The 23,991-nt window shown below is 66.5% G+C and carries 22 protein-coding genes and 1 tRNA gene; 14 read left to right on the forward strand and 9 right to left on the reverse strand.

All coding sequences use genetic code 11. The annotated features are described in order from the left end of the window. Window positions 1-154 precede the first annotated feature (154 nt). Window positions 155-1,720 (forward strand): adenylate/guanylate cyclase domain-containing protein, encoded by a 1,566-nt coding sequence (locus NA5_RS02355; protein ID WP_062981464.1) that lies wholly within the window; start codon window positions 155-157, stop codon window positions 1,718-1,720. A 187-nt stretch (window positions 1,721-1,907) separates the two neighbouring features. Here the strand turns inward: NA5_RS02355 and NA5_RS02360 are convergent, their stop codons facing one another. Continuing rightward, a complete protein-coding gene (locus tag NA5_RS02360; RefSeq protein ID WP_245672053.1) occupies window positions 1,908-3,452 on the reverse strand; it encodes an MFS transporter in 1,545 nt (514 codons plus the stop codon). A 69-nt stretch (window positions 3,453-3,521) separates the two neighbouring features. On the opposite strand from NA5_RS02360, the gene NA5_RS02365 reads away from it, so the two are divergent. The 5 genes from NA5_RS02365 to NA5_RS02385 all read left to right on the forward strand — a co-directional run bounded on the left by NA5_RS02365 (window position 3,522) and on the right by NA5_RS02385 (window position 8,319). Next, a complete protein-coding gene (locus NA5_RS02365) occupies window positions 3,522-4,067 on the forward strand; it encodes a TetR/AcrR family transcriptional regulator (protein ID WP_062981409.1) in 546 nt (181 codons plus the stop codon). Between the two features lie 63 nt (window positions 4,068-4,130). Then, the gene (locus NA5_RS02370) at window positions 4,131-5,003 is read left to right on the forward strand and encodes a hypothetical protein (RefSeq protein ID WP_245672054.1); all 873 of its coding nucleotides are present in this window, start codon (window positions 4,131-4,133) and stop codon (window positions 5,001-5,003) included. Continuing rightward, a complete protein-coding gene (locus NA5_RS02375; protein ID WP_062981411.1) occupies window positions 5,000-6,040 on the forward strand; it encodes a DUF4129 domain-containing protein in 1,041 nt (346 codons plus the stop codon). The genes NA5_RS02370 and NA5_RS02375 overlap by 4 nt, the downstream gene beginning before the upstream one ends. Continuing rightward, a complete protein-coding gene (locus NA5_RS02380) occupies window positions 6,037-7,020 on the forward strand; it encodes an AAA family ATPase (protein WP_062981413.1) in 984 nt (327 codons plus the stop codon). The genes NA5_RS02375 and NA5_RS02380 overlap by 4 nt, the downstream gene beginning before the upstream one ends. A gap of 3 nt (window positions 7,021-7,023) precedes the next feature. Beyond that, window positions 7,024-8,319 carry a DUF58 domain-containing protein gene (locus NA5_RS02385; protein ID WP_062981415.1) on the forward strand — a complete coding sequence of 432 codons (1,296 nt, stop codon included), beginning with the start codon at window positions 7,024-7,026 and terminating at the stop codon, window positions 8,317-8,319. Between the two features lie 147 nt (window positions 8,320-8,466). On the opposite strand, the gene NA5_RS02390 is transcribed toward NA5_RS02385, so the two are convergent. Continuing rightward, window positions 8,467-9,273, reverse strand: a complete 807-nt coding sequence (locus NA5_RS02390; RefSeq protein ID WP_062981417.1) for an RDD family protein — start codon at window positions 9,271-9,273, stop codon at window positions 8,467-8,469. A gap of 41 nt (window positions 9,274-9,314) precedes the next feature. On the opposite strand from NA5_RS02390, the gene NA5_RS02395 reads away from it, so the two are divergent. Continuing rightward, a complete protein-coding gene (locus NA5_RS02395) occupies window positions 9,315-10,358 on the forward strand; it encodes a stage II sporulation protein M (RefSeq protein ID WP_062981419.1) in 1,044 nt (347 codons plus the stop codon). 724 nt (window positions 10,359-11,082) lie between these two features. Here the strand turns inward: NA5_RS02395 and NA5_RS02400 are convergent. Further along, a complete protein-coding gene (locus tag NA5_RS02400; protein ID WP_062981421.1) occupies window positions 11,083-13,248 on the reverse strand; it encodes an MMPL family transporter in 2,166 nt (721 codons plus the stop codon). A gap of 89 nt (window positions 13,249-13,337) precedes the next feature. Between NA5_RS02400 and NA5_RS02405 the strand changes: the two genes are divergently transcribed. Beyond that, window positions 13,338-13,970 carry a TetR/AcrR family transcriptional regulator gene (locus NA5_RS02405; protein WP_062981469.1) on the forward strand — a complete coding sequence of 211 codons (633 nt, stop codon included), beginning with the start codon at window positions 13,338-13,340 and terminating at the stop codon, window positions 13,968-13,970. Here the strand turns inward: NA5_RS02405 and NA5_RS02410 are convergent. Further along, complete coding sequence (locus NA5_RS02410) at window positions 13,963-15,378, reverse strand: hypothetical protein (protein ID WP_062981422.1); 1,416 nt, start codon at window positions 15,376-15,378, stop codon at window positions 13,963-13,965. The two genes, NA5_RS02405 and NA5_RS02410, sit on opposite strands and share 8 nt — an antisense overlap. 12 nt (window positions 15,379-15,390) lie before the next feature. Between NA5_RS02410 and NA5_RS02415 the strand changes: the two genes are divergently transcribed. Beyond that, window positions 15,391-16,029 (forward strand): class I SAM-dependent methyltransferase, encoded by a 639-nt coding sequence (locus tag NA5_RS02415; RefSeq protein WP_062981471.1) that lies wholly within the window; start codon window positions 15,391-15,393, stop codon window positions 16,027-16,029. Here NA5_RS02415 and NA5_RS02420 read toward each other — a convergent pair whose 3' ends face one another. Both NA5_RS02420 and NA5_RS02425 read right to left on the reverse strand, forming a co-directional pair. Next, complete coding sequence (locus tag NA5_RS02420; protein WP_062981425.1) at window positions 16,030-16,797, reverse strand: SDR family NAD(P)-dependent oxidoreductase; 768 nt, start codon at window positions 16,795-16,797, stop codon at window positions 16,030-16,032. Window positions 16,798-16,853: 56 nt separating this feature from the next. After that, the gene (locus NA5_RS02425; protein ID WP_062981427.1) at window positions 16,854-17,222 is read right to left on the reverse strand and encodes a MerR family transcriptional regulator; all 369 of its coding nucleotides are present in this window, start codon (window positions 17,220-17,222) and stop codon (window positions 16,854-16,856) included. A 57-nt stretch (window positions 17,223-17,279) separates the two neighbouring features. Between NA5_RS02425 and NA5_RS02430 the strand changes: the two genes are divergently transcribed. Both NA5_RS02430 and NA5_RS02435 read left to right on the forward strand, forming a co-directional pair. Then, window positions 17,280-18,119: a polysaccharide deacetylase family protein gene (locus tag NA5_RS02430; protein ID WP_062981429.1), complete on the forward strand. Its 840-nt coding sequence runs from the start codon at window positions 17,280-17,282 to the stop codon at window positions 18,117-18,119. Between the two features lie 42 nt (window positions 18,120-18,161). Further along, complete coding sequence (locus NA5_RS02435; RefSeq protein ID WP_062981431.1) at window positions 18,162-18,632, forward strand: Rv1443c family protein; 471 nt, start codon at window positions 18,162-18,164, stop codon at window positions 18,630-18,632. Window positions 18,633-18,690: 58 nt separating this feature from the next. On the opposite strand, the gene NA5_RS02440 is transcribed toward NA5_RS02435, so the two are convergent. From NA5_RS02440 to NA5_RS02450, 3 genes are all read right to left on the reverse strand, one after another. Then, complete coding sequence (locus tag NA5_RS02440) at window positions 18,691-19,590, reverse strand: DMT family transporter (RefSeq protein WP_062981433.1); 900 nt, start codon at window positions 19,588-19,590, stop codon at window positions 18,691-18,693. Window positions 19,591-20,079: 489 nt separating this feature from the next. Beyond that, complete coding sequence (locus tag NA5_RS02445) at window positions 20,080-20,625, reverse strand: DUF2231 domain-containing protein (protein ID WP_245672055.1); 546 nt, start codon at window positions 20,623-20,625, stop codon at window positions 20,080-20,082. Window positions 20,626-20,845: 220 nt separating this feature from the next. Then, window positions 20,846-20,928, reverse strand: a tRNA-Leu gene (locus tag NA5_RS02450). 224 nt (window positions 20,929-21,152) lie between these two features. Between NA5_RS02450 and NA5_RS02455 the strand changes: the two genes are divergently transcribed. The 3 genes from NA5_RS02455 to NA5_RS02465 form a co-directional block, all read left to right on the forward strand. Continuing rightward, complete coding sequence (locus NA5_RS02455; RefSeq protein ID WP_062981437.1) at window positions 21,153-22,559, forward strand: FHA domain-containing protein; 1,407 nt, start codon at window positions 21,153-21,155, stop codon at window positions 22,557-22,559. A 202-nt stretch (window positions 22,560-22,761) separates the two neighbouring features. Then, a complete protein-coding gene (locus NA5_RS02460) occupies window positions 22,762-23,229 on the forward strand; it encodes an FHA domain-containing protein FhaB/FipA (protein WP_014980860.1) in 468 nt (155 codons plus the stop codon). Further along, on the forward strand, window positions 23,226-23,991 hold a 766-nt coding region (locus tag NA5_RS02465), incomplete at its 3' end, for a PP2C family protein-serine/threonine phosphatase (RefSeq protein WP_169811252.1). The genes NA5_RS02460 and NA5_RS02465, both read left to right, overlap by 4 nt.

A 23,991-nucleotide genomic window follows, 5' to 3' on the forward strand; every position in this document is an offset into this window, starting at 1 on the left:
ATCGACCAGTCCATCCATGCAGCCGTACGCCGCGAGAGACCTTGGATAGCCACAGGCGCCGCAACATTGTTCGGCGTGCGCGGCGCGGGCTAGATGTCATTCGGCGGCGATGCGGGCGGCGGTGAATGCCGGTGGGGCGCATAGTCTGCAACGCATGCCCGACAGTGATGTGCGGACCGTGCCGGATACGGGGGGCGCCCCCTGGGGGTCGCGGCTGCTCGGGTCGGCGGCGGAGTCGGCTGGGAAGCGGCGGATTCGGGTTCAGTTGTTGTTGACGGTGCCGTTGTTGATCGCGAATCTCACCGGCATCACCGTCTCGATCGCATTGATCGGCTTCGTATTGCCAGGCCCGACAGTGTTCACCAGGCGGCTGGTGCTGCTCAATTTCGTCGCGACACCGCTGTACGGGGTGCTGGCGCTGCTGATCGGGATGTGGTGGGGCACCACGCGCGGGCTGCGTGCGTTGCGCTGGGCCATCGACCCGGATCAGGTGCCGACCGAGGCGGAACAGGTCGCGGCGACGCGGGTGCCGATTCTGCTCGTCGGGTGCCAGGCGGTGCTGTGGCTCGGCGGGATGGCGCTGCTGACCACGCTGTACGGGCTGTCGGATCCGGCGCTTATTCCGAAAATCGTCTTCGGCATCGGGATCAGCGCAATCGTGGTGTCCGCCAACAGTTATCTGATCGTCGAGTTCGCGCTGCGGCCCTCGACCGCACGAGTCCTGGAAGCCGCGGCCTCACGACAGCGCCGCGGGATCGGCGTCTTCGGCCGCTCGATTCTGGCCTGGGCACTCGGCTCCGCGGTACCGGTCGCAGGCTCGATGGTGCTCGCCATCATGGCGCTGACCATGGACAACATCAGCACGGAGCGGCTGGCGGTGTGCATGCTCGCGCTCGGCGGGGCCGGGCTCTGCTTCGGTCTATTACTGATGGCGCAGACGCTTTCGGCGACGGTCGCGCCCATTCGAGGTGTGCGGCGCGCGCTGCGTCGGGTGGAGGACGGCGATCTCGATGTCGCGGTCACGGTGTACGACGGCACCGAATTGGGTGAGCTGCAAAGCGGATTCAATCGCATGGTCGCGGGACTGCGTGAGCGCGAACAGATCAGGGACCTGTTCGGCAGACACGTGGGCCACGAGGTGGCGGAGGCGGCGCTGGAGGGCGAGCCGAATCTCGGCGGTGTGGAGCGCGAGGCCGCGGTGTTGTTCATCGACATCATCGGCTCGACGACCATGACCGCCACCCGTCCCGCCACCGAAATCGTCGCCATCCTGAACAGCTTCTTCGAGATCGTGGTCGACGAGGTCGAAGGCTGCGGCGGCCTGCTCAACAAGTTCGAGGGCGACGCCGCACTCGCCGTCTTCGGCACACCCGCACCGCTCGACGACGCGGCGGGCACCGCCCTGGCTTGTGCCCGCGCCATCCGAAACCGCTTGACCGCCAAGGCCTCCGATTTCACCGCCGCCATCGGCGTCGCGGCGGGCCGGGTCGTGGCGGGCAATGTCGGCGCACACCGACGCTACGAATTCACCGTCATCGGCGATGCGGTCAATGAGGCCGCCCGCCTCTGCGAACTGGCCAAATCCGATCCGAACCGCCTGCTCACCTCCGCATCCACCATCGCCGCCGCCGACCCGTCCGAGGCAATGCACTGGCAGCTCGGCGAATCCGTCACCCTTCGCGGCCGCGTCACGTCGACCCGACTCGGCAGGCCCCAGTAGGGCGCCACCACCTATGACTTCGCCGCGCTGGCCGCAATCCGGCGCACACATCACCGCGGATCAGCAGCCAGCTGCGGGAGGTCACCGCATCAGCGACTGCGCCGCCACTGCTCATCAGGAGCGGGTGGTCACGCCGTTCGCCGCGACCTCGCTGGAGTGGAAGCGAAATCGCCTCGGCTGCAATGGATTATGCGCGAGCCATCCGCAAGCGAAAGGCCACCACAGCAGCAATCAGGAGCACGACCGCCGTGCCGATAGCGGCGACGTGCACGCCCGACACGAAGGCCTCATGCACCGAGGCCAGGAATCCATCCGCCATCGATTCCGGCAGCTGCCGAGCGAATTCGGTAGCACCGCCGAGGGATTCCGACGCCGCCTCGGTCTGCGCACTCGGCACCTGGGACAGATCGAGCCCGCCCCGGAACACCGCCATGGTCACGCTGCCGAGGACGGCGACACCGAGTGCGATACCGGTCTCGTAGGCGGTCTCCGAAACCGCCGCGGCCGCACCGGCCCGCTCAGCCGGAGCCGAACTCACCACCAGATCCGACGAAACCGTCAGTGCCACACCGACACCCGCCCCGATGAGGAGGAATCCGACGATGAACGGCACCGTACTGGTCGCCGCATCCGGACTCAGCCACAGGAACAGCGCCGCACCGACCGCGGCGAGTACCAGGGCACCACCGAGCACCAGTCCGGGTCGCAGCACCCGAACCAGCCACGCGGCCGCGAGCGAGGCGAATACGCTGGCCGCGAGACCGGGCAGCAGCAGCAATCCGGCCCGCATGGGTGAATGCCCGAGCACCAACTGCAGATACTGCGACCCGGAGAACAGCACACCCGCCAGCGCGAAGACCGCGAGCAGATTGGTGAGCACCGCGGTGCGGAACCTGGGCAATGCGAACAGCTTCAGATCGAGCATCGGATCCGTGAGACCGCGCTGCCTGCGTACGAACAACACACCCGCGACCGCGCCGATCGCACCGATCACCAAGAGCCGCAAGCTGATACCGTGCGCCGCCGACTCCTTGACCGCGTACACCACCGGCACCAGGGCCAGCATGGACAGCACCGCACTCGGCAGATCGAAGCGACCGGGCTTCGGGTCACGGGACTCCGGAACGAGCACCGGCCCCATCGCGAGCAGCACCAGCATCACCGGCAGATTCACCAGGAATACCGAACCCCACCAATAACGCTCGAGCAGCCAGCCACCGAGCAACGGCCCGGCCGCCGCACCACCACCGGCCATCGCGGCCCAGACCGAAATGGCGACGGTGCGCTGTCGCGGATCCAGGAACATCGACCGGATCAGCCCCAGTGTCGCGGGCATCAGGGTCGCACCGGCGACACCCTGCAGCACGCGCGCGGCGATCAGCATCTCCGGGTTGACCGACCAGGCGGCGAGCACCGAGGCGAGACCGAATCCGACGGAACCGATCAGCAGCAACCTGCGCCGTCCGATCCGGTCACCCAGATTGCCCATCACCACGAGCAGTCCGGCCAGCACGAACGAATACACGTCGATGATCCACAGCAACTGGGGCGTGCTCGGCGCCAGCTCTGCACTGATCGCGGGCACCGCCAGGTCGAGCACCGTCGCGTCGACGGCGAGCAGCAGCAAGGCCAATGCCAGCACCACCAGACCGGCCCAATCACGTGCCGTGGCACGCGGTGGCAGCCCGGTGCCGTTCTCGATTTGTGCGGTCATCGCCTTCTCGACTTCCATCGTTCGTGTTATTACCGTCCAGACGGTACAGTAACGGCACCTTACCGTCCAGCCGGTATAGTCCCCTGAGTGACGGCAAACACCCGCGACCGAATCCTGGACGCACTCGAGACCCTGCTCCTGGAAAAGGGCATGTCCCAGGTGACCCTGGAGAATGTGGCCGCGACCGCCGGTGTTTCCAAGGGCGGCCTGCTCTACCACTTCAAGAGCAAGGACGCGCTGCTCGCGGGCCTGGTGCGCCGCCTGAGCGAGCGAGCCGAACAACAACTCGGCGCCGCCGTCGCCAAAGGCACATCCGTGGCCGAGTGGTACCTGCAGACCCCGAACCCGAACAATGCCGCGGACGCGCTCGAATTGGCGCTCTACCGTTCGATGGTCGCGGCCATGCGCACCATCGACGCCAAGTCCAGCGCGGAAACCGATGAGGTGCAGCAGGCATTGTCGGACATGATGGACAACTGGTCGCAGGGTCTGGACGCCGACGTCGACGATCCGGTGCGGGCCGACATCATCCGTCTGGTCGGCGACGGTGTCTACCTGCGCGCGCTGCTCGGCTTCCCGCCGGTCGACCCGACCCGGTACCGCAAAGTCGTGGACCGACTGCTCGATCGCTGACCGGACGCACCATCCGTATGTTGTGCCCAGCCCGGTGGGGCGCCGACGGCTAGACTCGGCCGGGTGTTACCAGCCGCCGAGTCGGCCGGTGCCGTCGGGGCGGGGAACGATCCGGTGCCAACCTCCCCTGGAACGACGGTGCCGATCCGCCCATTGAGCTTCCGCGAACTGCTCGACGAGCCGTTCGCGCTGATCCAGGCGAACGTCGTCGTGCTGGCGTGCACGACCGCGATCGCACTCGTTCTCGCCGAAGTGCTGGTCGTCGCGGTCACCGGCGCGATCTCCTACCTGACCGACGGCTCCGACGCGGGCACCGCATGGGCGGCCATCCTCGCGACGGCGGCCGCAGCCTGGTTGCTTCGATTCCTTTTGCGCGGAATGACGGTCGCGCTCGGACTCGCGACGGTCGCCGGATCCCCGATCGGCTGGCGCACCGCACTGGGCCGGGTTGGTGCGGTCGCCGGTCCGCTGCTGGCATTCCACGTGCTGTTCACGCTGGTCGGCATCGGTGTGCTGATCATCGGCAGCCTGCTGATCATCAGCTATCCGTTCGCGCTGGTCTGGCTCGGCTATCTGCGGGCCGGACGGTTCGTCGCGGTGCCGGTGATCTTCGTCGAACGGACCAGCCACGCCGGTGCGGTCGCGCGCTCGAAACTGCTCGTCCAGGGCGCGCAATCGTCGATAACCGGATTGTGGTTCGCCTGCCGCGCACTGATCGCCCTCGTCGCGGTGCCGCTGCTCGGCATTCCCTTGTACCTCTCGGATTTCACCGGCACCCATCGGTGGCAGGTCATCGTCCTGCTGTCGGCGTCGGCGCTGTTGATCATCGCCTTCGGCGAGGTGGTCGAATCGGCGACGCGGGTGGTCTCGTATGTGGATCGCCGGTGCCGTCGCGAGGGGCTCGACATCAGGGTTCCGGGGACGGATAAGCGATGACAGAACCCACGACGAACGAGCCAGCGGCCCCACCGCCAGCACGACTCGGATCCGCCGACGCGCACCGCGACGCCGCCGAAAACGCGGCGCTGCACCGGGATTTCGATACCGCGCTACGCGAACGGTTCCGCGCGGTACTGCGCGGCCTTGAACAACGCGGCATGCTGGAGGTCCGCCGATCCCGGACCGCGCGGGAAACCGCCGACGATGCGACCACCGCGCTGCCGCTCGAGGATGCGAGCGAATTACATCCGGCCGCACACAGTTTCGACGAGGTCGTCTACGGCGGCCGTCGCGCCACCGAGGACGAATACCGGCGCCTGGAATACGCCGACCGCTACTCGCGCAGCGCCCCGCCGCCCGCACCGGAGCCGATCGAAGCGACGATCACCGAGAAAACCAAGAACCGCAGACAGCTTCCGCCGCTGCCGAATCTGCTGCGCAACCCGAAATTCTGGGCCGCGCTGCTCGCCGCCATCGCGCTGGTCGTATTGCTGTACGCGGTGCTGAATTCGTGTACCGCGGCCGCCCCGCATAAGCCGACACCGCCGGATATTCCACCGCCCAAACCGCCTGACCACCCGCCGGATGACAATCGCGACGGCTTCGGAGCGGGCCGGGATTCTATTTTCGGCAGGCTGCCCGCACCGGTCGCCTTCGGCGGCCTGCAATTCCTCATCGCCGCGGCGGTGCTGGTGTGGTGGCGGGCGCGTCGTCGTGGTGCGCTGGTCGGTGAACCGCGACCGGTCGAGGTGGCCGCGAACGAGCTGCTCGGCGGTCAGGCCGCGCTGTATCGCCGATCGAAGGACTACGAACATGTCGCGGCCCGGCTGCGCGCCGCCACTCTGCGCCGCATCCGGCCGATGCTCGGCGTCGGAACCGATGTCACGCCGGATCGGCTTGTCGCGACCGTCGCCGCGCGGACCAGGGCCGATCCGGCCATGGTCGGCGCCGCACTGTACGGACCGGTGCCCGATGCGATCACCCTGCAACTCGTTGCCACACAACTCGAATGGATAGAGGCGGAGGTCGGATGACCAGCACGGACACCAACCACACCCCGACCGCCGAGGAGGCGGGCGCCGCATTCGCCGCGCTGCGCGCCGAGATCGGCAAGGCGGTGATCGGCAACGACAACGCGATCATGTACCTGGTGCTCGCCCTGCTCTGCCGCGGTCATGTACTGCTGGAAGGTGTTCCCGGCGTGGCGAAGACGCTGCTGGTGCGGGCACTGGCGACGGCGCTGGATCTCGAACACGCCAGGGTCCAGTTCACCCCGGACCTGATGCCGGGCGATGTGACCGGTTCGCAGATCTACGATCCGCACACCACCGAATTCACCTTCCGGCACGGCCCGGTCTTCACCAATCTGCTGCTCGCCGACGAGATCAACCGCACACCGCCGAAAACCCAATCGGCGCTGCTGGAATCGATGGAGGAACGTCAGGTTTCGGTGGACGGCAAACCGCAGCCGCTGCCGGACCCGTTCGTCGTGGTCGCCACCCAGAATCCGATCGAGCAGGAGGGCACCTATCCGCTGCCGGAGGCACAGCTGGACCGGTTCCTGTTCAAGGTCGATATCCAATTGCCCGGTCGCGATGACGAATTCCGCATTCTGCAGCGGCATGCGGGCGGCTTCGATCCGCGCGACCTGACCGCGGCCGGGCTGCGACCAGTCGCGGGTCCGGCGCATATCGCCGCGGCGCGGGCGGCGATCACCCAGGTCACCATCAGTCCGGAGGTGCTCGCGTACACCGTGGATATCTGCCGAGCCACCCGCAACTCCCCGGCTGTCCAGCACGGCGCGTCCACCCGCGGCGCGACCGCGCTGATGGCGGCCTCGCGCGCCTTCGCCTGGCTGAACGGGCGCGGATTCGTCACGCCGGACGATGTGAAATCCGTTGCGGTCGCGGTACTTCGGCATCGGCTGCATCTGCGACCGGAAGCGGAGTTGGACGGTGTGACGACCGAGGGTGTCATGTCGTCGCTGCTGCTTTCGGTTCCGGTTCCGGTGTAGCTCGTGGTCGTTACCGGTCGGCTCGCGCTGACGGCGGCGCTGCTCGCGCTGTTCGTCGGTTTCGTCATGCCGTCGTGGCTCGGCGTCGTCCTCATGACGAGTGTGCTTGCCGCCCTTGTGCTTTTCGATCTCGGCACGGTGGCGCGGGCCCGCGACCTCGCGCTGACCAGGGAATCGTTGACCGTTATCCGGCTCGGCCGCAGCGCCGAGGTGGAACTCGCCGTGGTGAACAGCGCGACCAGGACCGTACGCGGACGGCTGTGGGACGACTGGCCCGGCAGTGCCCGTGCCGAAGCCCGCACGCACCGATTGGATCTGCCACCGAACACCCGCATGCGCGTGCGAACCACATTGACCCCGACCTATCGCGGCGATCGGGTCGCCGGTCCGGTGACGGTGCGCTTGTTCGGCCTGCTCGGCATGGCCGGATGGCAGAGCCGCCATACCGTGCCCGCGCGGGTCCGCGCACTGCCCGAATTCCGCAGCGAACGGCTACTGCGCTCGAAAGTCAAACGGCTGCAACACCTCGAGGGCCGCAATGTCGCGAATATGCGCGGTCAGGGCACCGAATTCGATTCCTTCCGCGAATATGTCGCCGGTGACGACGTGCGGGCCATCGACTGGCGCGCCACCGCCCGCGCCACCGATGTGCTGGTGCGCACCTGGCGTCCGGAACGCAACCGGCACATGCTGATGGTGCTCGATACCGGCCGCATCAGCGCGGGCCGTGTCGGTACGGGCACCCGTCTGGACGCGAGTATCGAGGCCGCCCTGCTGCTCGGCGGATTGGCCGCGGCCGCGGGCGATTCGGTGGATCTGCTCGCTTACGACCGGCAGGTCCGCACCGAGGTCCGCGGTGTCGGCGGCCGCCGTCTGCAACTGAAGCTCATGCACGCCATGGCGGGGGTCACTCCCGCGCTGGTCGATACCGACAGCGCGGGACTGGTGCGCGCCGCCATCCAACGTGCCCGCCGCCGCAGCCTGGTGGTCTGGTTCACCAGCTTGGACGGTGCGGCCGTCGAAGAGAACCTGCTCCCGGTCCTGCCGACGCTCGCCCAACGTCATCGCGTGCTGATCGTCTCGGTCACCGATCCCGACGTCGCCGCGGCCGCCACCAAACGCGACACCCTCGCCGACCTCTACTCCGCTGCCGCCGCCGAATCCCTGATCGCCGAACGTGCCTTGGTCCAGGAGTCCCTGCGCCGCATGGGCATCGCCGTCGTCGCGGCATCCCCGGAACGCCTCCCCGAAGCCCTCGCCGACGAATACCTGGAGTTGAAACAGTCCGGCACCATGTGACTCCACGATCGCTCGGGCGCGGACCCGAAGTCGCCTCGGCATCGATGTCGATCCTCCTCAACCGCCCGCGAGTCAACCGTCCCCCAGCGCGGCGGTCGTGCAGCCCAGCTCGGGTCACCGCCGAATGACCGTGTTGCAGGTGGAGACTCAGCTCGCGCGGGCGATCGGCATCGGGCGCGGACCTGCCATCACCATCGGCGTGATGATCGGCGCGAGCGTGCGGCGTTGGCGTTCGGCGATCACCGCGCCGAGGATCTGCACGGGCGGATACCCGGCGGGTACCGGAATTTGCAGCCGGTCACACACGGCGATGAGCAGGGTGTGACCGAGGCTCGCCTGGGCGGCGGGGCTCAGGGTATTGATGCGGGACAGATACTGGCGCACCGCGAGTGCGAGGTCCTCGGTGATGCCGGACAGGTCCAACTGTCCGGACCATGCCACCAGCCAGGGCGGTGCGACGGCAAGCAGCGGAAAGGGCACCCGGCGCTGGCCGTGCACGACAACCGTGCCCGCCAGCACATCGCCGACCCGGCGCGCATTCGGCGAGCACATCGAGGTGATCACCCCGACCGCACCGAACGCGCCGAGCATCCAGAAGTCGACGATGACACCCGCCAGACCGCGGGTCAGGGCATGGCGGAAGTCGATCGGTCCGCCGTCGCCGCGCACCACCCGCAGACCGAGCGCGAACTTGCCGACGGTTCGTCCGCGCATGAGGGTCTCGCAGACCACCGGATAGCCGACCAGCGTGCCGACGATCGTGGTGACAGCCGCCGCGCTGTACCACGCGGAGTCGGCGCCGAAGTAGAGCAGCGCCGCGCTGAGGCCGAGCATCAGCATGCTGCCCAGCATGAATTGCACCAGCACGTCCACGAGGAACGCGGTGGCCCTGGTCGGGATCCGCGCGATCCGCAGCTCGAGTGCGACCGCTTCGCCGGTGGTGAATTCAGCCATGTCGATAGCATTCTTCCGACCGGCGGTATGGGAGGCAACCAATGGACGTAGACGCGTACAGCTACGCACAGCGGGGGGCATGGGATCGACTGGCCTATCTGGCCGGTCGGCGCAGGCTCAGCGGCGCGGAGGCCGACGAATTGGTCGCGCTGTACCGGCGCACCTCGCAGCAGTTGGCGCGGCTGCAATCGCACAGTCCGGATCCGGAACTCATCGCCGGGCTCAGCGCACTGCTCACCAAGGCGCGTGGCCGCGTGCTCGGCACCAAGGGCGATGCGTGGAGCCAGGTCGGCCGCTTCTTCACCCACCGCTTCCCCGCGACGCTGTATCGGTCCTGGCCGTGGTGGGTCGCGGTGGCGGCGGTCTTCATCATCGTCTCCACCGGTCTGGCCGTCTGGATCGCCGGATCCGGTTCGGCGCGCGATCTGTTCGGCATCTCCGATCACAACGACTGGCTCACCGCACCCGGCGGCGAATTCGAGACCTACTACTCCGAACATCCGCATGACGCGTTCGCCGCGCAGGTGTGGACCAATAACGCCTGGGTGACCGCGATGGTGCTGTTCACCGGCGTGCTGATCCTGCCAGCGGTGTACCTGCTGTTCGGTAATGCGCTCAATACCGCGGTGACCGGCGGGTTGATGGCCGACGCCGGTCGGCTCGATTCGTTCTTCGGATTCATCCTGCCGCACGGCACGCTCGAGCTGACCGCGGTCTTCGTGGCGGGCGGGGTTGGCCTGAAGCTGGGCTGGACATTGATCGATCCGGGACGGTCCAGTCGACTGGAGGCGGTGGCGCGCCAGGGCCGGGCCACCGCGACGGTCGCGCTCGGTCTGGTCGCGGTGCTGCTGGTCTGCGGGCTGCTGGAGGGGTTCGTGACACCGAGTTCGCTGCCCGTGCCGGTGAAGGTCGGCATCGGGTTCATCGCGGAGGCATTGTTTCTCGGCTATGTGTTCGTGCTGGGTCGCCGGGCCGCACTCGAGCAGGACGCCCGAGCGGCCGCGCTGGGAGTCGGTGGCCTGGGATTCGGTGGCGCAGACGAGGATTCCGCGCAGCGCTGGCAGACAACGCCGAGCACACGGTGAGTGAGACGGGTCCGGGCAATCGGTAGCAACGCTACGTAACGAGTGAGTTTCGAAGCCCCCCAATTGAGTTCCGCTGGCCGCAGCGAGTCCAGCTCAGCTGCGGCCAGCGTTACCGTCAACTCTACACAATCGTTATCCCGACGCAACCCTCCCCGCCGAGGTCAGGCGTATAAAGCAGCGCCTCAGCAAACCCTGGTGAGCACCTCATTTTTCAGTCGTCCAGCAAACTTTTGGCGGCCATTCGAGCGGGCAATACGAACCTCGGAACCAACCTTTCGCCGCCGATCCCAGATCACGATCCGGAAACCACGGGTCGCCGACAAACATTCTCCGAGCTATTAGCTGCTTTGTTAACATAGAGTGCTCAATGGTCGATGAATGCCGCCCAGACCTGGGCATTCACTACCCGATAATTGGTGTTGCTGACAGTTGGATGGAGTAAAAGAAACTTCAGGTTGGTTTACCGCGTTATAAACGTGATGTACACCTAGCCGTAACGCCTCGGGGTGAACTCGCATCCGGTCAAGATCATGATTAACCAGTTGCGGAAATGCCGTCCCTGGCGTACCGGACCGGCCCGCGGTCAGCACCACGACCGCAACCATAACCGGCTCTGTGATCTCCGCCACCTTCCTCGCCCGACCTGGCCGAATCGAGCGAAAACGACAGTGCGACAGGCGAACGCGGCCCCGCACTCAACATGCGGGGCCGCGTGACCTATGTCTCAGGCTTCGGCCAGACCGACCCGCCCGTGCACCAACCGCAGCGGCCTCGGCGCGTACCAGGCGGTCCGACCGAGCAGTCGCATCGCCACCGGCACCAGCACGCCGCGCACCAGCGTCGCGTCGATCAGGATCGCCAAGCCCGCGCCGAGTCCGAAGAACTGGATGAAGCGGACATCACTGCTGGTGAAGGCGAGGAAGCTGATCGAAATCAGCGCCGCCGCGGTGGTCACCAGGCGGCCGGTGCGGGCCAGCCCCTCGATAACCGCTTCCTTCGTGGACGCGCCGCGATCGTGCAGTTCCTTGATCCGGCTGATCACGAAGACCTCGTAGTCCATCGACAGTCCGAAGGTGATGCAGAACAGCAGCAGCAACATCGAAACATCCAGCGGCGCAGGGGTGAATCCGATCAATCCGGACAGATGCCCCTGCTGGAAGATGAACACCAGCAGCCCGAGCGTGGCGGCCAGACTCAACACATTCGACAGCAGTGCGCGCAGCGGCTGCACAACGCTGCCGGTGAACAGGAACAGCAGTGCGAAGGTCGTCACCACGATCCACCCGATGGCGATCGGGAGTTTCGCACCGATCGATGCGAGGCTGTCGTCCAGTACGGCCACCTGTCCGCCGACCAGCGCATTCGCCCCGCCCGGACCGGGTACCTCACGCACTCGCTCGACCAGATCGCGGGCCGCGGCGGAATTGCGGTCCAGATCGGTGAGGACGGTCAGGCGCTGCGCATCCGGTCGGGCGAAGCGGGCATCGGCGGGTGTGCTGGCCGTCAGCTCGCCGTGCACGAATGTGCCCGCACTCGAATCGACCTGGCTGACGTGCTCGACTCGGGACAGCGTGCGCGCGTAATCCGCGAGTGGCGCTGCGGCGACGCCGGTTTCGGTGATCACCGACAGCGCGTTGACATCGCCGCCGCCGAAATCGTCGCGCATCGCGTCACCGACCTGACGTACCTCGGTGCTCGTCGGCAACACCCGATCGTCGGGCGTGCCGAACTGCACATGCAATAGCGGCGCGGCGGCGAGCAGCAGTACCGCCACCACCGGTACACCCGCCAGCAGCGGCCGACGCATCGCGAATCCGGCCACCGCGGCCCAGAGCGGCGTTGCGTCACCGCGGATCCCGCGGACACCGGGGACCCGCCACGCATCGGTCCGCGTGCCGAGCACTGCGAGCAGCGCGGGCAGAACGACCACCGCGGCAATGGCGGAGATGGCGACCACGCCGATGCCGCCGTAGGCGAAGGAGCGCAGGAAGTACTGCGGGAAGATCACCAGCGCGGACAGCGCCGCTACGACGGTGGCCGCGCTGAAGGCGATGGTGCGTCCGGCCGTCGATACGGCCGCGATCACCGCATCGTCGGGTTCGGCTCCGGCCGCGCGACGTTCGCGGAAGCGGCTCACCATCAGCAGCCCGTAATCCACCGCGAGCCCGAGTCCGAGTCCGGTGGTCAAATTCACCGCGTAGATGGACACATCGGTCAGCGAACCGAGGATCGAGAGTTCGGTGAAGGTGCCGAGGATGGCGATCCCACCGACCACCAGGGTGAGCAGCGCGGCGACCACATTGCCGAAGGCCAGCACCAGCAGCGCAAGAATCAACGGCACCGCAACTGCTTCGGCGAGACCGAGGTCTTTGCCGATCTGCTCGGTGATCGAGTGGAAGATCGGTGTGCCGCCGCCGACCTTGATCCGCGCGACCGGCCCGTCGGCGCGATAGGTGTCGACGATCGAGGCGGCGGAGGACTCCTTATCGGTGGCGTCCTTGTCGACATTGCCCGCCAGCACGACGGCCGCGGTCCCGTCCGCGGAGCGCATGGCGGTGGATCCGGTATCCCAATACGAGACGACATTCATCAGGCGCTGGTCGGCCGCGAGCCGCCGGGCCAGATCGCGGCCGATGGCGGCGACCGCATCGCCGTCGACCGTGCCCTGCTTCGCCTCCACCAGGAAGACGTAGTCGGTATCGGTGCCGAACTTGTCGGCCAATTGACTTATCGCGGCACTGGATTGGGCATTGGGATCCTCCTGGCCACCGGGCTGCATCTTGCTGAAGGCCGTCCCGCCGACCACACCGCCCGCGATGAGGGCGAGTACGCCGACGACCAGGATCCAGCGGGCACGGTGGACAACGAATCTGCCGAGTCTTTCGAACATATCGGGTCTCCGATCGGGAATGTTGTCATGCGTAAACTTTATGGGTGTTAACTTGCCATGCCATGTGTGCGGGTGTCAACATCGATGCGATGACAAATTCGGATGCAGCAACGAAGCGCTCCACCCGCGACGGCCCGTATCACCACGGCGACCTGCGCAATGCGCTGGTGCGCGCCGCCGCCGAACTCGCCGAATCCGGCGGGCCGGAGGCAGTGACGGTGCGCGCGGCGGCCCGGCATGTCGGCGTCACGCCGACCGCCGCCTATCGGCACTTCACCAATCAGGAGGAGTTGCTCAACGCGGCACAGGAACAGGCCCAGCAGACCCTGTTCGGCGCGATGGCCGAGACCATGGCGAGCCTGGCACCGGATGCGGATGCGATCACTCGGCTCGGCGCGGTGGGCCGCGGCTACATCAGCTTCGCGCTGCGTGAACCCGGCCTGTTCCGGACCGCCTTCTGCGGCGACCAGATGCCATCGCCCGCCTTCGATCTGCTGGCTGGACTCCTGGACGAACTCGTCGACGTCGGTTTCCTCGACCCGGCGGACCGACCGGACGCCGAATACGCGGCGTGGTCGATGGTGCACGGCATGGCTTCGCTGATCATCGATGGCGTACTCGACGATCTCGATGACGCGGCCAGGGATAAGGCGATTCACCGAGCGCTCACGAACGTCGAGCGGGGTCTGGCCACCGGACCGAATGCTCGCGATTTCAGCTGATGCGCAGGATTCCGGTGATCGTGCCCTGCAGGATCCTGCGGTCGTGCGTGATCAGCGGTGAGGTCTGCAGCGGGTCGTCGACGATGGTTCCGGCCAGCGGCCTATTCGAAATCACCACGCCGGTATCGGGATTCACGACGGTGAAGGCATAACCGTCGAGCGGGGTGGTGATGTCGAGTCCGACGCGGGTCACGGTGTAGATGGAGCCGTCCGCGGTGGACAGATGCGGAACAGCCGCGCTGCGGATGGGGTTCTCCCACACCGTGTGACAGCCGGTGTCATCGACATCGACCCTGGTCATACCGCCGACGAACGGTGCGGAGGCCGGAACGGCCGGGCCCGCGCCCTCCGGAACGGTGGGGTACGGGTAGCCGTAGGTGCTCGCGACGAACAGCGACCGGCCGATGCCGATCGGTGAGTTCTCGCTGCCCGCGCCGCCGCGAGTGAGCACCGGTTGCGAGCACACCAATTGTCCAGTGCCGGAGCTGAAGACCAGTGCGTGGACCTGTCCGTCCGCGTTGTCGACGATGGTCAGATACTCTGCGCCGGAATTCGGTCCGAAGTAGGTCGGGGTGGAGCCGGTACCCCAGCTGAGTTGGCCTGGCTTGCGCGCCGATCCGCGATCGTAAGCCGCGCGCCACAGCACCTCCGGTCGCCCGGCGGCATCTGCGCGCAACTCATAGAGCGCGTGTGTCGTGGCCACCGCGACCCGACCGCTCGGCGCCGACGAGATGCTATTGGCCACCGACTCACCCGCTGGCAGCGCGACGGTGGCCGCCGCGCCAGCGGGCGTCACCAGCCCGACCACACTCTTGCCGGTGGCGAACCAGACATTCCCGGACCAGTCCGGTACCAGTCCGGTCACGTTGTCCCCCACCGGAATTACCGAGCCGAGATCGGTGGACGAATCGATCGATAGCCGCCATTTGCCCGCCGCGTCGCGCGAATGGCCGACGCGGAGCAGCGTGCGGTTACCGTCCACGATGACCAGCCGGTCGGCATCGTCGAGATAGGCGTAGACACCGCCGAGCAGGCTGCCCTTGGCGATCTCCAGCGAGGCCAGCGGCGTGCCGACCGGACCGGCGAAGGACGGATCGAGCAGATGGACGGTCGGCGTCTGGCCGATGACCGGCGTGCACAGCGCGACGACCAGATTGTCCGACCCCTGCAGCAGCGTCGGACATGCCGATGCCAACGGATACCCGGCCACCGAAATCCCGCCGGTGCCGGGCCCGGCCAGCGGCGTCGCATCCGACGATCCGGCATCACCGTGCATGGTCGCGGTGCCGAGCGGACCGAGATGAGGATTCGGCGGTGCCAGCGGACCCCACGATCCCGTCGCCTCGGCGGTACCGATCGGCGCGAGTGCCACTACGGCGGCGGCGAGGAGTACCAGGGGTGAACGCATACGATGACCTCCATGAGCGGAATTCGGGACCGTCTGCTGTCCACCATCGCCGGTCAGCTCGGCAACCCGCACGGGGCGCTCGGCAAGGGCGTCGCGTTCATGCTCAACCGCGGCAATAAACGCGCCATCGCGGGTGCGGTCGATGTGGCCGGGATCGGCGCGGGCGCGACGGTCGCCGATATCGGATTCGGTGGCGGCGCGGGACTTTCGATGCTGCTCGAGCAGATCGGCGCGAATGGGACGGTGCACGGTTTCGAGATCTCCTCGGACATGCTGACCCGAGCGCGGACAAAGTTCGCCGACGAAATCGCCACGGGCCGACTGCGACTCGCCGATGGACCGATAACCGGACTGCCGCTGGCCGACGACGCACTCGATGCGGCCATCACCGTGAACACCATCTACTTCGTGCCGGATCTGGCTGCCGCCTGCCAGGAACTCGCGCGCGTCGTCCGCCCCGGCGGCAGCCTCGTCATCGGTATCGGCGATCCGGAGGCGATGGCGAAAATACCTTTCACCGCATACGGTTTCACGCTGCGGCCGGTGGCCGAGGTGATCGCCGCGCTGGAAGGCGCGGGCTGCGCCGTCGACCATAAGCGACTGCCCAACCCGCCGATTCCACATCACCTGCTCGTCGCCCGCCCCGCCTGACTACATCAAGGCGCCGCCGTCGATGCGGATCTCCGTGCCGGTCATATAGCGACCGTCATCGGAGGCGACCATGGCGACCACACCGGCGATATCCTCCGGACTGCCGAGCGCACCGCCGTTGAGCCAACCGGTCATGCGCGAGAACAGCTTCGGATCGAAGCCCTCCGGCTGATCGAGGATGGATTTGGTGGTGATCCCGCTGGTGATGCCCGCGGGCACGATATTCACCGCGCGCAACCCCTGCTTGGCGTATTCCAGCGCGATCGCGTGTGTGAACGCGTTGACCCCGCCCTTCGAAGCCGCATACGACGCCAGATACGGCGCGGCACTGAAGGCCGCGGTCGAGGAGAGGTTCACCACGACGCCGTGGCCGGACTCCAACAGCGCGGGCAACGCGCTCTGGGTCATCAGGAAGGTCCCGGTGAGATTGACTCCGATCACCTGGTTCCACACCTCGAGCGGCATCTCCTCGGTGCGCGCGGGCCGCAGAATGCCCGCCGCGTTCACCAGCACATCCAGACCACCGAGGAATTCGACCGCCTCGCCCGTCGCGGCGCGCACCGATTCGATATCGGCGATATTCACCTGCACGGTGCGCAGCCGGTCGGCCGCATCACCCGCCTTCGCCGCGGTGCTCTCCAGACCCGCGGCATCGATATCGGCGGCAACCAGCGTCGCCCCCTCATCGAGCAGTCGCAGGGCGATCCCCTGCCCGATGCCCGATCCTGCTCCGGTGACCAATACGCGGCGGCCGTCAAATCTACGCATGCCAAAAATTAGAACAGGTTCTCATTAGGAGTCAACAGGTTCGCGCCGAACCGAGGTCAGGAGGCGGCATTCGCACGGACTGCCTCGAGGTATTCGGCGATGGCGTCGCGGTTACGGGAAAGACAGCGGATGCGGTCGGACATGCGGTCGCGTTCGCGCTCCAGGGTGGCCAGCATTTCCGGGGTCGCGTCCGGGAAGTAGATGGTGCGCGGTTTGTCCAGGCAGGGCAGGATCTGTTTGATGATGCGGGTCGGCAGGCCCGCGTCGAGTAGGCCACGGATCTGCAGAACCCGGTCGACGAAGCGGTCGTCGTAAGTGCGATAGCCATTGGCGCAGCGGTCGGCGACGATGAGGCCCTGCTCCTCGTAGTAGCGCAGCAGCCGCCGCGAGGTGCCGGTGCGCTCCGACAGTTCTCCGATTCGCATCGCATTCCACCTCGCATTTGACCTTCACATGTATGTGATGGTTCGAGCATAAGCCGCATGGATAACGCACTCTTCGACTACAGCCCGATCGTCGACCGCACGCCGATTCGCTGGCCCAACGATGCCCGCGTCGCGTTCTATGTCGGGCTGAATATCGAGCACTACCAGGTTGATCGTCCCTCGACCAGCATCTTCCCCGGCACCGCCGCCCTCACCCCGGATCCACTGAACTACGGCTGGCGTGATTATGGCCCCAGGGTCGGCATCTGGCGGGTGATGGAGGTGCTGGACCAGTACGGCATCCGCGCCAGCGCCCTGCTCAACTCCGATGTCGTACAACAGAATCCGCAAATCATCGCCGCCGGACGGAAGCGGAACTGGACCTGGTTGGCGCACGGAAAGAACAACTCGATCTTCCAAGCCGATATGTCCATCGACGCCGAGCGCGCCTACCTCACCGATATCGTCGAAACCATCGAGCGCGCGACCGGTCGCCGCCCGCGCGGCTGGATGGGCCCCGCGCTCACCGAAACCTTCCACACCCCGGAACTGCTCGCCGAGCTCGGCCTCGACTACGTCCTGGACTGGACCAATGACGATCAGCCGTATCGGCTCAATGTGCCCGGACTGCTGAGCGTTCCGTATTCGGTCGAACTCAATGACAACAGCCTGTTCCTCGGAACCGGTTTGCGCGGCGCGGATTTCGTGCAGATCGTCAAGGACCAGCTGGACCGGCTCTATGAGGAGTCCGGCCGCGTCATGGCCCTTGCCCTGCACCCGTTCGTCATCGGCCAGGCCTTCCGCATCAAATATCTGGAGCAGGCCTTGGACTATGTGGCCAACCATCCTGGCGTATGGCTCACCACCAGTGACGAGATCGCGGACGCGGCTGTCTGAACAGCTATTGCAAGCAGCGCCGCTGAGGACCATCATGCACCCATGAGTAAGGTAACCCTAACTACCGAACTGCCGATCGGCGCGGACGTGGCATGCGCACTGGCACAGACCCCGGAGTTGTTCGCCTACGTTGTGGCACCGATCCTTTCGGTGCCACAACTACGAATTCCGGACCACATCGACCCGGGCGTCGAGGGATCCGCCCGGCTCTGGTGGTTCGGCATCATCCCCTCCTGGCGCCATCACCTGCGTCTGGTGCGACTGGACGCCCGCGAGATCTACACCAACGAATGGGGCGGGCCAGTGCGCACCTGGAACCATCGCCTCACCTTCGAGCCGATCACCGAATCCCGCTGCCGCTACACCGACGAAATCGAAATCGAGAACGGCCTGCGCGGCGCAGCCACCCGCATCTTCGTCCACCTGATATTCCGCCACCGCCATCGCCGCTGGCGTCAACTGGCCAGCGTCCTCGGCAACAGCACCGTCGAACTCCGAGCCCCCGACCACTGACTTCGACTGTCCTATGCTGCGCCGGAATCGGTCTCGCCGTCGTCGAGAAGCGGCGCGGTCACCCGTCCACCGGCTGAAGGCTGGTGTGGAGTAGTGCGGCGGTCAGTAGGGCCGCGCCCAGCAGGCCCGTCGGTGTCAGCCGTTCGCCGAGGATCGCGGCGGCCAATATCGCGCCGGTCAGCGGTTCGAGGAGGCCGAGCACCGCAGCTGTGCCAGGACCGACTTCGGCGAGACCGCGGAAGTACAGCGTGTATGCCATCGCGGTGGAGATCAGGCCGAACACGATTACCAAGGCGACGCTGTGTGGAGTCGGATCGAAGGCGAGTCCGGATATCGCGGCGAGCGGCGTCAGCAGCACGGCACCGCCGGTGACAGCGAAACCTGTTGTGGTGATCGCGTCGAGGCCGGGCACCGGGCGGGCACTTATCAGGGTGACCGTCGCGAAGGCGCAAGCCGAGACCAATGCCATTGCGGCACCGGCGATTATCGCACCGGATGCCGCGTAATCGGTGGGTGCGCCGACCAATAGGACCACCCCGAACACCGCGATTCCGATCGTCGCCGCGTGCCGACGATCCAGGACCCGTCTGCCGGTCAGATGTTCCAGCAGCGAGACGACCACCGGTGACACGCCAAGGGTGACCAGCGTCGCCAGACTCACCGACGAGGCCGCGACGGCACCGAAGTAGCTCGCCTGAATGATCGCGACAAGAACTGCGACCGCACCGATCCTGCGCCAGGCCGAGCTGTGCCGTGGCAAGGGCCGTCGTGTCACAGTCACCAGCGCGATCAGCAACAGCCCGCCGACGGCGAGTCGACAGGCGGCGACGGATACCGGCGAAAGGCCGGTCGCGCGGTGCAGCAGGGTGCCGACCAAACCGCCGGTTCCGGCCGACAGTCCGGCGCCGACAAGGCAGACCAACCCGAATCGGCTGACCACGGACGGCGATGTGGACATTCGCGCTCCTGCGACAGAAATGGATCGAGGTCGCGGAAGCGAGGCGCACAACCGGAATGGGGACGCGCGGGTCCTACACCTCGCTCAGAAGCGCGGCGGCGGGGCGATTACGAAAAATCGGTGCACCCGCCCGATATTAAAGACCGCCGGAACAAGCTGTCATTCGATTTTCCGCGGCGTTCACAGCGGGCTACGGGACATCGCCGGTTCGGCGACCGCGGCGATTCGAATTCACCCGTTGCCCGCCGCGCGCACCGCGCCAGCAAATCGAGGTCGACGTGGCCGACCAGGTCGAGTTACATCGCGACGGCGACTGGCAGGCCCGGATGCAATGCTGTGCCAGCCACCAGCCCTATTGTGCTTCGACAGTGGATACCTCGGCTGCGCCGTAGCCTCCGGGCAACGCCGTCAACGCGCCTTCCCGGATTTCGAAAATGCACAGCTGAAACGATCCCGGCAAACTTACGGCATTTGCCTACATGGGATCAGCTATTCGAGCGGGTCGACGCCGGTGGTTGGGACCGAATGTTGGTACCCGGTTGCCTGAGTCGTTTCGTCGGCCACCCGGACGCCGTAGTGGTAGGCCAGCTTGCCACCGAGAAAGCCCGAGACGCCGAGCACAGCGAGGGCGATGATCGACAACACCAACTGGCCGATCGGCACGGCGCCATCCGGTCCACTACCGGACTGCCGCCACCAGAAGTCGATGGCGAAGGCGGCCGTCACTATCAAATTCAGACTCATGTGGACAAGACCGGTGCGAAACGCCGTGGTGCCGGTCGGGATCGCGAGCAGGTCGAGCAGACCGATCACGGCAGCGACCAGCGCGCCGAGCACACCGACGGCGAGCAGCCAGGCCGCTCCACGGGCGAGGGACTGCGGATCGCCCGCCACATGCGAAGCGATATCGAATACCAGGCTCGCCACCCATGCGCCGATCGGCACGGTGACCAGGATCGGATGGAACGGATGTCCGTACGGACCGGCCAGCATCGCGCTGACCGGACGCTTGGCATGTTGCATGTCACTGGTCACGACAACCTCCTAGCGCGGCTCGGCCGAGGGGATCACTCGGCCATACCGGTCGCATACCCACCCGGTCTCGACCAACACGCCGACACGCAGCTACAGGTCGGCCGCCGCGGCGATCCGATAACAAAACGACTGCGGCACAAGGGAAATGCGCACAGACCCCATCAACGACAAAAGCCGCAGACCAGAGAAATCCTCTGATCTGCGGCTTTCCGCATATGTGTGGGCGAAGGGGGACTTGAACCCCCACGTCCCGAAGGACACTGGCACCTGAAGCCAGCGCGTCTGCCATTCCGCCACTCGCCCGAGCGACTGAGAGACAGTATCACGCGGGTCGGCGAGACACGAAATCGCCTGTTTACGGCACTCGAGTGCGGTCCGGACGCGCACGGGAACCCAGGCTGGCTTCCGGGAGTTACAGGTGTGGACGATCGTGGATATCATGCAATGAACGTGGTCGGTACGCGACACGCCATGTCCGCGTGTCGTTGTTATGAATCAAGACAGACGCTCACCGAAGGGAGGCCGAGATGGGCATCGTTTCTCGCTTCGAGCGTCGCCTGCAAGGCGCCGTCGGTGACGTGTTCGCCAGAGCCTTCGGGGGCAGCGTCGTTCCCCAGGAGGTGGAAGCGGCACTCAAGCAGGAGGCCGCCGACAATATCCAGGATCTGGGTGGCGGACATCTGTTGGCGCCCAATAGTTATGTGATCACCATCAACACCTCTGATCACCAACAACTCGACGCCGACCACGACCTCACCACCCGCGCGTTCGCCAAACACCTTCAGGACTACATCCGCGAGCAAGGCTGGCAGACCTACGGCGAAGTACACGTGGCATTCGAGGCATCACCTACGCTGCACACCGGACAGTTCAGGGCGAGCGGTCGGGTCGATCCCGACATCGGCCGCAGAGCCACTCCGGCTCGCAGCCCCGAACCCACGCCACAACGACCTGCACACCCGCAACCAGGAGCTGGCCCCATGACGCAGAACTCAGGCTACGACCCAAGCCGTGAGCCCGCGGAGTCCGATCCACGCAGCCGCGGGTACGCACCGCCGCCAGCGGGGCGGCCCGGGCCGCCGAACGGTGCGTACCGCGACGACTACGGCCGGGGCGGCGCGCCCTACGGCGGTGGCTCCGACTACCAGGCGCCGGACTCGCAACAGGGTTACGGCGACTACCAGAACGGCTACGACTACCAGCAGGGTGGCCAGGGATACGGCCAGCAGGCCTACCAGGAGCCCGGTTACGGCCAGGGCTACGGCGAGCGCGGCGGGTACGGCCAGCAGCAGGGTGGCTACGGCGAGCAGGACTACGGCCAGCAGGGCTATCAGGAGCCGGGTTACGGACAGGGTTACGGCGAACAGGGCTACGGACAGCCCGGCTACGGACAGCCCGGCTACGGCGAACAGGGCTACGCCGACCAGGGCGGTTACGGTCAGCAGCCGGGTTATGGCCAGCAGGGCTACGCTCAGTCCGGCTACGGCGAACAGGGCTACGCGGAACCGGGTTACGGCGAGCCGGGATACGCCGCGCCCGAGGAGCCGGGCGGCTACGGCCAGGCCTACTCGCAACAGCCCGGCTACGGCGCCCAGGGCGGCGCGTACCAGGCTCCGGCCTATGGCGGTGGCGCACAAGCCGGTTCGGGCTACTCCGCGACGCTGCAGCTCGACGACGGCAGCGGCCGCACTTACCAGCTCCGCGAGGGCAGCAACATCATCGGCCGCGGTCAGGACGCGCACTTCCGACTGCCGGATACCGGAGTTTCGCGCAGGCACATCGAAGTTCGCTGGGACGGCCAGACCGCGATGCTCTCGGATCTGGGTTCGACCAACGGCACGCTCGTCAACGGCTCCCCGGTTCAGGACTGGCAGCTGGCCGACGGCGATGTTATCCGCGCCGGGCACTCCGAGATCCTGATCCGTATCGTCTGATCCCGTAAGCTCGCTGTGCAGGTCACGACATGGCGTACAGGGATTCTGCGGCCGTATCGTGATCGAACTCGACCCTCGGCCCTATGATGCTGCCAACACACGCGCGTCGCCAGGACCGGGGCTCGCGAAACCAGCAAGCCGGTGGGGGCGAACTCGCACCTACGGGCACCGACGTACACGGTCGAACAGGAGGTGGAGCGCCGTGCAGGGACTGATCCTGCAATTGACCCGTGCGGGGTTCCTGCTGCTGTTGTGGTTATTCGTGTGGGCGGTATTGCGCACCCTGCGCAGCGACATCTACGCGGCATCCGGCATCCGGATCCAGCCCAGGGCCGCACGCGGTTCCGCGGTGCTGCCGTCTTTCAGCCGAGGCCAGAAGGGCGCCAAATTTCTTGTGGTGACTCAAGGTTCACTCGCCGGCACTCGCATCTCGCTCGGCACCCAACCGGTGCTGATCGGACGTGCGGACGACTCAACGCTGGTACTCACCGATGATTACGCCTCGACCAGACATGCGCGGCTCTCACCGCGCGGTGACGACTGGTACGTCGAAGACCTCGGCTCGACGAACGGCACCTACCTCGACCGCGCGAAAGTCACCACCGCAGTCCGAGTTCCACTCGGCACCCCCGTCCGTGTCGGCAAAACAGTGATCGAGCTGCGATCGTGACACTTGTTCTCCGCTACGCAGCGCGCAGCGACCGCGGTCTTGTCCGAGGCAACAACGAGGACTCCGTCTATGCGGGCGCACGGCTGCTCGCACTAGCCGACGGTATGGGCGGCCACGCCGCGGGCGAGGTGGCGTCGCAGTTGATGATCGCCGCGCTCGCCCACCTCGACGACGACGAACCCGGCGACGATCTGCTCGGCAAGCTCAATACCGCCGTCCACGAGGGCAATGCCGCCATTGCCGACCACGTCGAGGAAGAGCCCGAACTCGACGGCATGGGCACCACGCTCACCGCAATCCTGTTCGCGGGCAAGAAACTCGGCCTGGTGCACATCGGCGACTCGCGCGCGTATCTGCTGCGCGGCGGCGAGCTGGCCCAGATCACCCGCGACGACACCTTCGTCCAGTCGCTGGTTGACGAGGGCCGGATCACCCCCGAGCAGGCGCATACCCATCCGCAGCGTTCGCTGATCATGCGCGCCCTGACCGGCAACGAGATCGAGCCGACGCTGATCATGCGCGAGGCCCGCGCGGGCGATCGCTATCTGCTGTGCTCCGACGGTCTGTCCGATGTGGTCAGCGATGAGACGATCGCCAACACCATGCGCGAGGGCAGCACCGACGAATGCGCCGACCGGCTCATCGAACTCGCCTTGCGAAGTGGCGGTCCGGACAACGTCACCGTGGTCGTCGCCGATGTCATCGATCTGGACTACGGGCAGAGCCATCCGATCGTCGCGGGCGCGGCATCGGGTCAGGACG

It is taken from the genome of Nocardia anaemiae NBRC 100462, from assembly GCF_001612725.1.
In the GTDB taxonomy this organism is placed as follows: domain Bacteria; phylum Actinomycetota; class Actinomycetes; order Mycobacteriales; family Mycobacteriaceae; genus Nocardia; species Nocardia anaemiae.